Source organism: Conexibacter sp. CPCC 206217 (assembly GCF_030646165.1).
Lineage (GTDB): Bacteria > Actinomycetota > Thermoleophilia > Solirubrobacterales > Solirubrobacteraceae > Conexibacter.
Genome location: NZ_JAUTDO010000011.1, coordinates 112,885 through 126,521, shown reverse-complemented (window position 1 = coordinate 126,521; position 13,637 = coordinate 112,885). Strand labels below are relative to the sequence as shown.

The following is a 13,637-nucleotide window of genomic DNA, read 5'->3' as shown; positions in this document are numbered from 1 at the left end:
CTCACATGTGCAACCGGCGCGTTCGACGGAAAGGATCCGTATGTCTCTTGACGAGCTGGCGTCGACGCCGGCACCGACCTTCAGACGCGAGACGGTCGACGCGCGGCTGCGCGCGACGATCGCGGACGGCAGACCGGTCGTCGCGGCCGGCAGCAGCTGCGGCCTCGTGGCGAAGTCGGCGGAGGCGGGCGGAGCCGATCTGATCGTCGTCTACAGCACCGGGATCTCGCGCCTGCGCGGCCTGCCGACGACGATCTTCGGGATGCCCAACGAAGCCACGCTCGGGATGGCCGACGAGATTCTCAACGTCGTCCGCGACACTCCCGTGATCTGCGGCATCGAGGCGTGCGACCCGCACTATGTGCGGTTGCCGCGCCTGTTGGACCGCGTCGAGGCGGCTGGCTACAGCGGGATCATCAACTTCCCGACGATCACGATGGCCGAGCCCGAGAGCCGCAATCGCCAGATGCGCGAGGGCGTCGGATTCGGCTTCCAGCGCGAGCTCGATGCGGTCTCGATCGCCCGTGAACGCGGGCTTTTCACGATGTCCTACGTGTTCCTGCCGGAGGAGGCTGCGGCGATGGCCGACGCCGGCGTCGACTGCGTCGTGACCCACGTCGGCGGCACCAGCGGCGGGATGGACGGCTTCACCGAGGTCTCACCTCTCGACGTCGCCGTCGCCGGCGTCAACGGCATGCTCGAAGCCGCGCGCGCCAGACGCGACGACGTTCTCGTGCTCGCCCACGGCGGCCCGTTCGACATCCCGGAGAACGTCGAGACGCTGTATCGCGAAACCGGCGCGCAGGGCTTCGTCGGGGCCTCCAGCGTCGAGCGGATCCCGATCGAGCAGGCCGTCTCCTCGGTCATCTCGAGCTTCAAGGCGCAGCGTCTGGAGCTCGCCGGAAAAAGTGGTTGACGCAACCTTGGCCGAATGGTAGGGTCGTTCTTGGTTGAACCATTGACCCTAGTCACAGGGGGTCGGTGGAGAGATGAACCCATAGGTCGCGACGCTCGTTCGAATCAGGCCGACGGCGCGCCCCAGTTAGTGAACTTACGGGTAACGGTCCGTCATCGTCCGTGCTGCCGTAACTGTTAGTTCAGTGACTAACCCCGCACCGGCGGTCTCACACAGACCGCATTGCTTGGATGTAGCTGGGGATTGATCTCGCTCATCGAGCGAGAGTGCGATTTGTCATTGGGATGCACGAGAGGAACTGTGAGTAATGGAAGAGTCTGAGATCACCAGGACCGGCGTGAGCCGTCGGCGATTCCTTGCGACGACCGGCATCACGGCCGGGCTCGCCGCCAGCGGCGGCCTGCTCGCCGCGTGCGGCTCCGACGGCAACGCGGACGCACAGAAGACCACGACCTCCGACGGTCAGGCCAGAGGCGGCACCAACAACGCGCCCGTCGGGCCGTCGGGCAAGGACATCGACCTCTCGAGAATCAGAGGAGGCAAGACGATCGGCGTCGTCTCCTACGTCTCGGAGGTCGGCACGCTCGCTCGCGGGATCAAGGAGTTCCACCGGATCGGTCCCGAGATCGACTGGAAGTTCGAGGTCGTGGACGCCGCCGGCGACACGACCAAGATGGGTGCGATCGCGCAGGACTTCATCACCAAGAAGGTCGACGGCCTGGTGATCCTGAACGGCCCCTCGGCCGCGCTCGGCAACAGACTGCAGGCCGCCACCGACCAGGGCATCCCGGTCGTCGGCATCTGGAACGAGCCGACCAACGGGATCGAGCACGTGATCTACCCGAGCGACTGGATCGGGATGGGCCCGATGCTCGAGTACGTGCTCCAGCGGATCGACTACTCGGGCGACGTCGCGGTCCTCTACTTCGACGACAACACGCCGGGCGTGCAGCGCCGGATCATGTGGGAGGCCGGCCTGGGCTACTACGCGCCCGACGTCAGAATCGTCGAGAAGGTCCCGGTTCGCGTTCCGGGCCAGATCGACGACGCGCGCCAGAAGGTCGCCGCGATGCTGCCCAAGTACCCGGACCTCAAGGCCGTCCTGTGCGGCTGGGACGAGCCGGCGATGGGTGCGCTGCAGGCGATCGACCAGTCCGGCCGCGACGACGTCTGGGTCACGGGCTCCGACGGCAACCTCGAGACGCTCGACCTGATGCGCGAGAACCCCGGCTTCGCGGCGACCAACGGCGCCGACTGCGAGTTGATGTCGCGCGCTGCCGTGGGAGCGCTCGACGAGCTCTTCAACGGCGCCTCGCGCGAGTCGCTGGGCCCGGTCACGACCGTTCCCAGCGTGCTCGTCACCGCGGCCAACCTGCCGCCCAGAGGCCAGTACGCGACCAGCACGATCCTCCCGATCTACGACCCCAACGCCTGACCGCGCGTGCCCATCGTCCGATGACCGAGCTGACTGACACCACACCCTCGCCCGCTGCCGTCGATCCGCGGCGCCCCGACGGACCCGCACGTGCGGCGGGCCGGGACTGGCGGCTCTTCTTCGAGCGGTACGGCACGCTCGTCTTCTTCGCGGCCCTGATCGCGTACTTCGCGATCCGGGCCCCGTCGGGGACCTTCCTGACCACCAACAACCTCTCCAACGTGCTGACCAACAGCGCGACGCTGGCGATCATCGCCGGCGGCGTGACGGTCGTGCTGATCGTCGGCGAGTTCGACCTCTCGATCGCGGCGACCGCGATGGTCGCCGACATCCTCGCGGCCAAGCTCGGCGTCACGCACGGATGGGTCTTCCTCTCCTTCGTCTTCGCGGTCCTGCTCGGTTCCGTGATCGGCACCGTCAACGGCATCGTCGTCACGAAGCTGCGCGTCAACGCGTTCATCGCGACGCTCGCGATGGGCCTGTTCGTGCTCAACGGGCTGGGACTGCTGCTGACCGAGACCGGCACGATCTCGACCGGTCTGCCGCCGTCGTTCGACTCGCTCGGCGACACGCAGATCCTGGGCATCAACGCGACGATCCTGATCGCCGTCGCCGTGCTCGCGCTGCTCGCGGCGATACTCCACCTCACCGACGTCGGACGCTGGATCCACGCCGTCGGCGGCAACGCGAACGCGGCGCGCCTGTCGGGCGTCAACGTCGGGCGCACGCGGATGATCGCGTTCATCGTCTCGGGCACCTGCTGCGGCGTCGCCGGCGTCGTCATCGCGACGACCACCAACATCGGATCGCTGCAGTCGGAGGGCACGCTGCTGCTCGACGCGTTCACCGCGGCGTTCCTCGGCTCGGCGACGTTCCGCCAGGGTCGCTTCAACATCGCCGGCACGATCGTCGGCGTGCTCGCGCTCGCGCTGCTGACCAACGGCATGACGCTCACGAGCGTGCCGATGGAGTGGCAGGCGATCGTCAAGGGCGTGCTGCTGATCCTCGCCGTCGCCGCCTCCGGCCTGCTGAGACGGTCATGAGCGACTCGCTGCAGCAGCGCGACGGCGACCGCCCCGGCGCGGACGTCGCTTCCGCCCCCGCCCCGGTCGTCGAGGTCCGCGGATTGTCGAAGTCGTTTCCCGGCGTGCGCGCGCTGCACGACGTGGACGTGGCCTTCCACGGCGGCAGGGTGCACGCGCTGGTGGGCGAGAACGGCGCCGGCAAGAGCACGCTGATCAAGCTCCTCGCCGGCGCCTACCTTCCCGACGCGGGCGAGATACTGATCGATGGCGAGCACGCGGCGATCCGCAACCCGCGCGACAGCGCGCACGCGCGTCTGGCGTTCATCCACCAGGACCCGCAGGTGATCCCGTCGCTGTCGGTCGCAGAGGTGATCACGCTCGGCCTCGGCTACCGACGACGGCTGCGCGGCATCGTCGACTGGCGCGCGATGCACGCCACCGCCCGTGAGGTCGCGGCCGAGGTCGGTCTCGACGTGGACCTGCGCCGGGACGTCGCCGAGCTGTCGATCGCAGAGCAGTGCCTGGCGACGATCGCGCGCGGGCTGCTGGCCGACGCACGGCTGATGGTCTTCGACGAGCCGACCGCCTCGTTCACCGACACCGAGATCCAGAACCTCTACGAGGTCATCCGCAGAGTCACTTCCCAGGGCGTCGCGGTCGTCTACGTCTCGCACCGGCTCAACGAGATCTTCGAGATCGCCGACCACGTCACCGTGCTCAAGGACGGAGAGCGCGTCGCGTCGAAGCCGATCGGCGCCTTCGCGGGGCGCCAGGCGCTCGTCGAGGCGATCGTCGGACGCAGCCTCGCGGTCTACGAGGTCAAGGAGCACACGCCGGGCGAGAGAGTCGTCCTCAAGCTCGACGGCGTCAGCTGGCGAGATGCCGTCAAGGACGTCTCCTTCGAGCTGCATGCCGGCGAGCTGGTCGGGCTGACGGGCCTCGTCGGCGCCGGCCGCAGCGAGCTTGCGCACGTGATCTTCGCAGACCACAGGGCCGACGCGGGCACGATCGAGGTCGACGGCCGCGCGATGCGGCTGCGCGGCCCGAGCGACGCGATCGCGTCCGGGATCGGCCTGCTCCCCGAGGACCGCCGCGCGCTCAGCGGCGTGATGACGATGAGCGTGCGCGAGAACCTGACGCTGCCGAGCCTGCGGCGCTACCTGCTCAACCCGCTGCTGCGGGTCGTCCGCAGAGGCAGCGAGCGCAAGCGCACGCGCGAGCTGCTGGAGCAGCTCGACGTGCGCCCGCCCGACCCGGAGCGCGAGCTCTCGACCCTGTCGGGCGGCAACCAGCAGAAGGTGCTGCTGGCGAAATGGCTCAACGCGAACGCGAGACTGCTGATCCTCGACGAGCCGACGCAGGGCGTCGACGTCGGCGCCAAGCAGGACATCTACAAGCTGATCGAGCAGCTTGCCGAGCAGGGCAAGGGCCTGCTGGTGATCTCATCCGAGATCGAAGAGGTGATCACGCTCTGCAAGCGGGTGCTGGTCATGCGTGAGGGCGAGCTGGTCGCCGACCTCGATCACCCCGACGAGCACCGGATCCTGTCGGCCTGCTACGGCGTGGCGGCGACCGAGCCGGTCAGCTGACCCCGTCCGCGCAAGGAGAGTTCTCGCCATGAGCACCTACGAGCACCTGCTCTCGCCGATCACGGTCGGCAACGTCCCGATCCGCAACCGGGTCATGATGACCTCGCACGTCACCAACTTCGCCGCCGACGACGGCACCGCCTCCGACCGGCATGTCGCCTACTACGGCGACCGCGCCAAGGGCGGCATCGGCCTGATCGTGATGGGCTTCCCCGGCGTCCACGAGACGTCGCGCAACAACGCCCGCGAGGTCGACGGCTTCACCGACGCGGTGATTCCGGGCCTGAGCCGGATCGCGGACGAGGTCCACCGCCACGGCACCAAGATGTTCATGCAGCTGGGCCACTCCGGTCGTCAGCAGAACGGGCTCTGGACCAAGCGCGAGGTGTGGGGACCGTCCGCGATCCCGTGCCCGGCCGTCGGCGAGATGCCGAAGGCGATGGAGCTGGAGGACATCGACGCGATCGTCGAGGGGCACGCGGCGACGGCGGTGCGCGCCAAGCAGGCCGGCATGGACGGCGTCGAGATCCATTCCGGCTACGGCGGCTACCTGCTGTCGTCGTTCGTCTCGCCCTACATGAACAGACGCGAGGACGAGTACGGCGGCTCGCTCGAGAACCGCACCCGGCTGCTGCACCGCACGCTGGAGGCGGTCCGCGCGGCGGTCGGCCCCGACTTCGTCGTCGGCATCCAGGTCCAGGGGCACGACTACAGCCCGGGCGGGATCGAGCTGCCCGAGGCGCAGGAGATCGCCCGGCGGATCGCGGCGAGCGAGACCGTCGACTACATGGTCGTGAAGGCCAGCACGTACGGATCCGACGGCCAGAACATCCCCGACATGCAGCACCCGCGGGGGCTCTGGCTCGGCCTCGCGACGTCGATCAAGGAGGCTGTCCCGGCGATGCCGATCTTCGCGGTCGGGCGGCTCAACGACCCCGAGATCGCCGAGCAGGCGCTGCGCAGCGGACACGTCGACATGGTCGCGATGACGCGCCAGCACATCTCCGACCCCGAGACGGTCAACAAGCTGATCGCCGACCGCCGCGAGGACGTGCGCGGATGCATCGCGTGCAACCAGGGCTGCATCGACATGCTCTTCAAGGCGGCGCCGATCACCTGCGTGCACAACCCGGCGGCGGGCAACGAGCGGCAGCTGGGGATCGGGACGCTCGCGCCCGCCGCCAACGCCAAGCGCGTCGTCGTGATCGGCGGCGGACCGGCCGGGCTCAAGGCAGCGGAGGTCGCGGCGCGCCGCGGGCTCGACGTGACGCTGCTGGAGCGCCGCAACCAGCTCGGCGGGCAGTTGCGGCTGGCTGCGTCGGTCGCCGGGCGCGAGGAGCTGGGCGAGACGATCCGCTGGCTGCGCCACAGCGCCGAGCAGCACGGCGTGGACGTCCGCGTCGGCGTCGACGCCGACGCGGACGCGGTGCTCGCGCTGGAGCCCGACGCGGTCGTCGTCGCCACCGGTTCGGCACCCAGACGCGAGCTGATCGGCAACAAGTCGTTCGGCATCTGGGAGGTCCCGGGACTCGACTCCGAGCACGTGATCTCGGTCTGGAACCTGCTCGAGGACGACGCGCCGGTCGGCGACTCCGTGCTCGTCGTCGACGACGGCGAGGGCAGCTGGAAGAGCGCCTCGGTCGCGCTCCAGCTCGCTGGCAGAGGTCACCGCGTCAAGCTCGCGACCACGCTCCCCTACGTCGGCGCCAAGCTCGGCGCTTTCACGCAGCAGAAGCTGCTCCCCCGGCTCTTCTCCAGCGAGATCGAGCTGCATCCGTTCACCAACGTGGTCGGCGTCGAGCCCGGTCTGGTGCACGTCTCGAGCGCTGGCGCCAGCAAGACGCTCGACGGGGTCGAGACGGTCGTGCTCGCGGGCTGGCACGCACCGGTCGCCGACGTCTACTTCGACCTCAAGGACAGGGTCGGCCAGCTGGAGCGGATCGGCGACGCACTCGCCAGCCGCACGATGCTCGAGGCGATCCACGAGGGCGAGCGGGCGGCACGTGCCATCTGACCTGCTGATCACCGGCGGCCTCGTCTTCGACGGCGCGGGCCGGCCCCAGCCGGCCGACGTGGCCGTCCGGGACGGGCGCATCGAAGCCGTCGGCACGCTGGACGGGATCGAGGCGGCGCAGCGAATCGACGCGTCCGGCCTCGCGGTCGCGCCGGGCTTCATCGACGCCCACACGCATTCCGACATGACCTGCTTCTTCGGTCCCGAGGGCGAGCACCTCGCGACCGCCGACGTGCGCCAAGGCGTCACGACCGAGGTCTGCGGCAACTGCGGCTTCAGCCCCTTCCCCCATCTGCCCGAGCATGCCGGCTCGTTCCGGCGGCACACCGAGACGCTGTTCGGCCCGGCCGAGATCCCCTGGACCGACTTCGACGGCTACGCGAGCGCTGCCGAGGCGGCCAGGCTGCACGGCAACCTCGCGCCGCTGATCGGCCACGGCAGCCTGCGCGCCGGCGTGATGGGCTTCGACGACCGGCCGGCGAGCGCCGAGGAGCTGGAGCGGATGCTGCGGATGCTCGACGCGGCGCTGGAGCAGGGCGTCGTCGGCTTCTCCTCCGGCCTGATCTACCCGCCCGGCCGTTACGCGCAGGTCGAGGAGCTGATCGAGCTGGCGCGCGTCTCGGCCCGCTACGGACGCCCGTACGCGACGCACATGCGCGGCGAGACGGACATGGTGACCGGCTCGATCGAGGAGGCGATCGCCATCGCCCGGGGCGGCGGCTGCCCGCTGCACATCTCCCACCACAAGGTCGCCGGCCGCGAGAACTGGGGGCGCACGCGCGAGACGCTGGCGCAGATCGATCGCGCCGCCGCCGTGCTCGACGTGACGCTGGACGTCTACCCCTACACGGCCGCGAGCACGCTGCTGTACACGCTCCTGCCGCCGTGGGCGCAGGCCGGCGGGATCGCCGCGATGCTGCAGCGGCTCGAGGATCCGCGCGCCCGCGAGCGGATCCGGCGCGCATTCGTGCAAGGACCGCCCGGCTGGGAGAACTACGCGCGCGCTGCCGGCTGGGACGGGATCGTGATCTCCAGCTGCCGCTCCGCGCCGGAGCTGGAGGGCCGCTCGATCGCCGCGCTCGCGCGCGACGCCGGAAGCGAGCCCGACGCGCTCGTGCTCGACGTGCTGGCCGACGCCCGCGCCGAGGTGACGATGGTCCTGCACATGCTCGACGAAGACGACGTCGAGCGCGTCCTCGCGCACCCGCTCACGATGGTCGGCTCCGACGGGATCCCGCTCGCCGGCAAGCCGCACCCGCGGTGGGCCGGCAGCTTCGCGCGCGTGCTCGGCCGCTACAGCCGCGAGCGCGGGCTGCTGGAGCTGGGGACCGCGATCAACAAGATGACGCGCATGCCCGCGGAGCGCTTCGGGCTGAGCGATCGCGGCCGCGTCGAGGCCGGCTGCGTCGCCGACCTCGTCGTGCTCGACCCCGTGACGATCGCCGACTGCGCGACCTTCGACGAGCCGCTGCTGGCGCCGGTCGGCGTGCGCGACGTGCTCGTCGCCGGCGTCCCGGTCGTGCGCGACGCGCAGCTGACGGGCGCCACGCCGGGAAGGGTGCTGCGCGCGAGATGAGACCGGCGGCCCTCGACCGGCTCGGCGCCGCCGTGCGCGGGCGCACCCCCGCGCTCGTCGTCAACGTGGAGGCGCTGGAGCGCAACCTCGCGACGATGCAGACCGCCTGCACCGCGGCCGGACGCGCGCTGCGCCCGCACGTGAAGGGGCACAAGAGCCCCTGGATCGCGCATGCGCAGCTGCGCCACGGCGCGGTCGGCGTCTGCGCCGCGACGCTCGCCGAGGCGCAGACGATGGTCGGCGGCGGCGTGACCGATCTGCATCTCACCTCGGCGCTGGCGCCGGCAAAGCTCGGCGCGCTGTTCGAGCTGGCGGCGGTCGCGACCGTCTCGGTCGTCGTCGACGACGTCGCGCAGGTCGAGGCGCTGGCAGTCGCCGGCGCGGGATCTCGCAACCGCGTCGGCGTGCTGATCGAGCTCGACGCCGGGCAGGACCGCGCCGGCGCGGCGCCCGGTCAGCTCGTCGCGATCGCCGCCGGGATCGCGTCGTCGCCGGCGCTGGAGCTGGTCGGCGTGCAGGCCTACGAGGGGCACCTGCAGCAGCTGCCCGACGCCGCCGAGCGGCGTCTGCGGGCGCACGCGGCCTACGACGCGGCCGCCGCGTGCGTGCACGAGCTGCAGCAGGCCGGCCACCCGGTGCAGCGCGTGACCTGCGCTGGCACCGGAACGCTGGAGCCCGCGCTCGACCACTCGCTGCCGACCGAGGTGCAGCCCGGCTCCTATGCGCTCGCCGACGCCTCCTACCGCGCCGCGGGCGTCGACCGCTATGAGCAGGCGGCGTTCGTGATCGCCAGCGTGCTCGGCGTGCGGCCGGACGCAACGCTGATCGTGGACGCCGGTGTCAAAGCGGTCAGCGGAGACCTGGGTCCCGCCGCCGTCGCATTCCCGCCGGGCGCGGCCTACACGCCCGCCGGCGACGAGCACGGGCGCGTCGCCGGCGGCGCCCACGCGCTCAGGACGGGCGATCTGGTGGCGCTCGTCCCGAGCCACTCCGACACGACCGTCTGCCTGCATCGGCGCTTCGTCGTCGTGACCGACGACGGTCACGACCACGGCACGCTGCCGATCGGAGCCTGACGCGATGCCGACCTGCCGAACAGAGCTCGAGGAGCAGCAACGATGAACGAAGCCGTCAACGTCGCCTGGTGCGGCCTGGGTGAGATGGGCGAGCCGATGGCGGCGCACGTGCTCGCTGCGGGCCACAGGGTCGCGGCCTGGAACCGCAGCCCGCGCAAGGCTCAGGACGTCGTCGCGGCTGGTGCGACGCTGGCGCCGACGCCCGCGGCGGCCGCTCGCGACGCCGACGTCGCGTTCGTGATGGTGTGGGATGTCGCAGCGGTCGAGCAGGTGATCTTCGGTCCCGACGGCCTCGCCGAGACGCTCGCCCCCGGCGCGGTCGTGGTCGACTGCAGCACGACGACGCCCGAGTACGCGATCGCATGCGCGCGGCGACTCGCCGAGCGCGGGATCGAATTCCTGGAGGCGCCCGTCAGCGGCCGTCGCGAAGGCGCCGAGTCGGCGACGCTGACGGTGATGGCCGGCGGGCCGCGCGACCTCTTCGAACGGGTGTTGCCGCTGCTGGAGGCGTTCGGAGCCAACGTGGTGCTCGTCGGCCCGCACGGTTGCGGGCAGGCGGTGAAGCTGGCCGGCAACGTGATCGCGATCGTCGGGGTCGCTTCGATCGCGGAGGGGCTCGCGCTCGCCGAGCGCTGCGGCGCGGAGCCGCAGGCGACGCTCGCGGCGCTGATCGGCAGCACGGCGAGATCGCCGATGCTGGAGGCGTTCGGGCCGCGGATCGCGGCGGCCGACTTCGCCCCCGGCGTGACGTCGGCGCTCGCGCTCAAGGACCTGGAGGCGGCTGCCCAGGCGGCTGCCGGCGCGGGCTCGGCGGCACCGCTGGCGGCGTGCGCGGCGGGGCTCTACGGACGCCTCGTCGAGCGCGGTTACGGGAGGGAGGGCCTGCATGCGGTGGCCCGCGTCATGTGACCGAGCGCCTCACGACAATACGGTCCTCGTGCCAACCAAAGGGGAATGATGCCGAGGGTCACTGAGACGCTCTACAACCGGATCACACCGGTGCGAACATTCGAGTCGATCGTCGAGCAGGTGCGCGAATCGATCTCCAGCGGCAAGCTGAGACCGGGCGACCGGCTGCCCAACCAGCGCGAGCTGGCGACGCAGTTCGGCGTCAGCCGCAACGGCGTGCTGGAGGCGATCCGCGTGCTCGAGCGCGCCGGGTTGGTCGAGGTCCGGCCAGGCAGCACCGGCGGCACGTTCGTCCGTCGCATGGACGGTGGACGCCAGTTCAGAGATCAGCTCGAGCTGCTCGTCGAGATCGGCGACATCTCGGTGCTCGAGCTGGCCGAGCTGCGCCAGTCGCTGGAAGGCGCCAACGCGTATTGGGCCGCGAAGCGCGCCACCGCGGAGGATCTCTCGGCGCTCGAGGAGCTGTTGCGCCAGGCGCACGAGAGCGAGTCGTTGTTCTACGACGACCACGCCTTCCACCAGCGCGTCGCGGTGGCATCCGGCAATCGAGCGGCCGCGATCGTCTTCGCCGGCGTGCTCGGCGGCCTCGAGGTCGTGCTCTCACGCGTGCCGGCCAGCTCGCGCGCAAAGGGACTGGCCGACCTCGAGGGCATCTACGAGGCGATCGCGGCGCGCGATCCCGACCTCGCGCGCACCCGCATGCGCCAGCACATCTCCGACTTTGCCTGGATCGTCACCAACGAGCAGGACCCGTCACGAAAAGAGGACACCTGAATGAGTGCATTTGCGAGCGACATCGATGCTCGTGTCCCGTTCTCATGGGAGGACCGCGAGCCGATACTCGAGCTCGACTTCGAGATCGCCGAGTACCGGGCGCGGATCGACCGGCTGCAGCGCCTGCTGGCCGACGAGCAGATCGACGCGATGGTCGTCTACGGCGGCGACGCCGAATGCAGCGTCCGCTATCTGAGCGGGTTCTTCAACTACTGGGGCGACACGGTCGTGCTGATCCCGCAGGCGGGCGAGCCGACGCTGATCACGAATGCGATCTACCACGGCGAGCCGATGCACTCGAACATCCAGACGACCTGGATGAGAGACGTGCGCGTGCTGCTCAACGCGCAGTCGACCAAGCGCCCGCACACCGTGGTGGCGGGCGCCGCCGACCTGATCGGCGAGTGGGGCCTCGCACGCGGGAGGGTCGCCTACGCCGACACGCGCCATCTGCCGATGCGGATCCACGCTGAGCTGCGCGAGCGGCTGCCCGACGCGGTGCTGGTCGACGGCTCCAAGCTGCTGCGCGGCATGCGCGCGATCAAGAGCGCGGCCGAGCAGGAGGCGATCCGCGAGCTGGGCGTCATCACGTCCGCGGCGATGGACGCAGGCCTCGCGATAATCGAGCCGGGCGTGACCGAGAGCGAGGTCGCGGGCGCGATCATCGGCGCCGCCGTCGCGGCCGGCGCCGAGAGATGCCAGACGTTCATCTCCTCGGGCCAGCGCAGCTTCATGAAGAACGTCTACGCGCTGCGCGGCAAGGTCGTCGAGCCGGGCGAGTTCCTCAACGTCGACATGGCCGCCAAGTATCGCGGCTACCAGTCCGACATGGCGCGCGTGGGGATCCCCGGCAGAGCGCGCCCGCAGGACGTCGCGCTGTTCGAGGCGTGCCTGGCGGCCGAGGAGGCCGGCTTGGCGGTCGTGCGCGACGGCGTCGAGCCGATCGTGGTGCTGCAGACGATGTCGGCCGTCATCGCCGATCACGGCTTCGCCGCGTGGGACTTCACGACCAGCCACGGCGGCGGCCTGGAGCTGGCCGAGGATCCCTACTTCGTGGCGGGCGCCGACCCGCTGCGTGCCGGCATGACGTTCTACATCGAGCCGATGATCGTGCCGACCGAGATCGGCTCGGTCTGCATCGAGGACATGCTGATCGTCACCGAGGACGGTGCCGAGCAGGTCACGTCGAGCCCGAAAGTGACGTGGTGAGCAGTTGACCGAGCTGGCCGACACGCCGCGCCTGCAGATCGACCTCGGCCGTCTGGAGCGCAACCTGAGCGCGATGGCGCAGCGGACCCGCGACGCCGGCCTGGGGCTGCGTCCGCACGTCAAGACGCACAAGATGGCCGAGATCGGCCGCCGCCAGCTCGCGCTGGGCGCGCTCGGGCTGACGACGGCCAAGCTGTCGGAGGCAGAGGCGCTCGCTGACCGCGGGCTGACAGAGCTGTTCGTCTGCTATCCGCTCATCGGTGCGCCGAAGCTGGCGCGACTGCGTGCGCTGACGCGCCGCGCCCACGTGATGACGATCGTGGACGCGGAGCCGATGGCGCGAGCGCTGGCCGAAGCGATGGCCGGCGAGCCGGACCCGCTCGACGTGCTGATCAAGGTCGACGCAGGCAGCCACCGCGTCGGCGTGGACGAACCGAGCGCACGCACGCTCGCAGCCGCTGTCGCGACGTTGCCGTCGCTGCGACTGCGCGGCGTCTGCAGCCACGAGGGCGCGACCTACGGCGTACCCGACCCCGAGCAGCGCGCGGCGGTCGCGCGCGACGAGGCGCAGCGGCTCGTCGCGGTCGCCGGCGCGCTGCGAGCGGACGGGCACGCGGTCGAGATCGTCAGCACCGGCTCGACCCCCGGCGTCGCCGGCACGCTGAGCGTGCCCGGCCTGACCGAGGTCCGCCCCGGCAACTACGTCTTCAACGACGCCAACCAACTCGCTCTCGGCGTCGCGCCGGCCGCGCGCTGCGCGCTCTCGGTGCTGACGACGGTCGTCAGCACGCCGACGCCCCAGCGCGCGATCGTCGACGCCGGCTCCAAGGCGCTGACGCTCGACCGTGGCGCGCACGGGACGCAGACGACGACCGGCTTCGGCGTGGTCGCCGAGCGGCCTGGGATCACGCTCGTCGCGCTGTCGGAGGAGCACGGCTGGCTGCAGGTCGCGGAGGGCGAGCCGATCGCCGTCGGCGAGCAGCTCACGATCATCCCCAACCATGCGTGCCCGGTCGTCAACGCCTTCGCGGAGGCCGACGTGCAACGCGACGGGCGCACGGTGCAGCGCTGGACCGTCGACGCCCGGGGCTGCATGTCGTGATCGAGAACGAGA

At 70.8% G+C, this 13,637-nt stretch carries 11 protein-coding genes; all 11 read left to right on the top strand.

Translation table 11 applies throughout. The features are described from left to right. Nucleotides 1-40 precede the first annotated feature (40 nt). On the top strand, nt 41-916 hold the full coding sequence (locus Q7L65_RS24235) for a phosphoenolpyruvate hydrolase family protein (protein ID WP_304725327.1): 876 nt from the start codon (nt 41-43) through the stop codon (nt 914-916). Between the two features lie 337 nt (nt 917-1,253). After that, a complete protein-coding gene (locus Q7L65_RS24230) occupies nt 1,254-2,351 on the top strand; it encodes a substrate-binding domain-containing protein (RefSeq protein WP_304725326.1) in 1,098 nt (365 codons plus the stop codon). A 20-nt stretch (nt 2,352-2,371) separates the two neighbouring features. Then, a complete protein-coding gene (locus tag Q7L65_RS24225; RefSeq protein ID WP_304725324.1) occupies nt 2,372-3,394 on the top strand; it encodes an ABC transporter permease in 1,023 nt (340 codons plus the stop codon). After that, the gene (locus tag Q7L65_RS24220) at nt 3,391-4,965 is read left to right on the top strand and encodes a sugar ABC transporter ATP-binding protein (RefSeq protein WP_304725322.1); all 1,575 of its coding nucleotides are present in this window, start codon (nt 3,391-3,393) and stop codon (nt 4,963-4,965) included. The genes Q7L65_RS24225 and Q7L65_RS24220 overlap by 4 nt, the downstream gene beginning before the upstream one ends. A 28-nt stretch (nt 4,966-4,993) precedes the next feature. Beyond that, nucleotides 4,994-6,979: an FAD-dependent oxidoreductase gene (locus Q7L65_RS24215; protein WP_304725320.1), complete on the top strand. Its 1,986-nt coding sequence runs from the start codon at nt 4,994-4,996 to the stop codon at nt 6,977-6,979. Next, complete coding sequence (locus tag Q7L65_RS24210) at nt 6,969-8,555, top strand: amidohydrolase family protein (protein ID WP_304725318.1); 1,587 nt, start codon at nt 6,969-6,971, stop codon at nt 8,553-8,555. Before Q7L65_RS24215 ends, Q7L65_RS24210 begins: the two co-directional genes overlap by 11 nt. Beyond that, a complete protein-coding gene (locus tag Q7L65_RS24205; protein WP_304725315.1) occupies nt 8,552-9,631 on the top strand; it encodes an alanine racemase in 1,080 nt (359 codons plus the stop codon). The genes Q7L65_RS24210 and Q7L65_RS24205 overlap by 4 nt, the downstream gene beginning before the upstream one ends. Before the next feature lie 42 nt (nt 9,632-9,673). Further along, a complete protein-coding gene (locus tag Q7L65_RS24200) occupies nt 9,674-10,540 on the top strand; it encodes an NAD(P)-dependent oxidoreductase (protein ID WP_304725313.1) in 867 nt (288 codons plus the stop codon). Between the two features lie 48 nt (nt 10,541-10,588). Then, entirely contained in the window at nt 10,589-11,314 is a 726-nt protein-coding gene (locus tag Q7L65_RS24195; protein ID WP_304725311.1) for a FadR/GntR family transcriptional regulator, read from the top strand. After that, nucleotides 11,315-12,523 carry a Xaa-Pro peptidase family protein gene (locus Q7L65_RS24190; RefSeq protein ID WP_304725309.1) on the top strand — a complete coding sequence of 403 codons (1,209 nt, stop codon included), beginning with the start codon at nt 11,315-11,317 and terminating at the stop codon, nt 12,521-12,523. It abuts the gene before it with no gap. 4 nt (nt 12,524-12,527) lie between these two features. After that, nucleotides 12,528-13,625 (top strand): alanine racemase, encoded by a 1,098-nt coding sequence (locus Q7L65_RS24185; RefSeq protein WP_304725307.1) that lies wholly within the window; start codon nt 12,528-12,530, stop codon nt 13,623-13,625. The last annotated feature ends 12 nt before the right edge of the window (nt 13,626-13,637 follow it).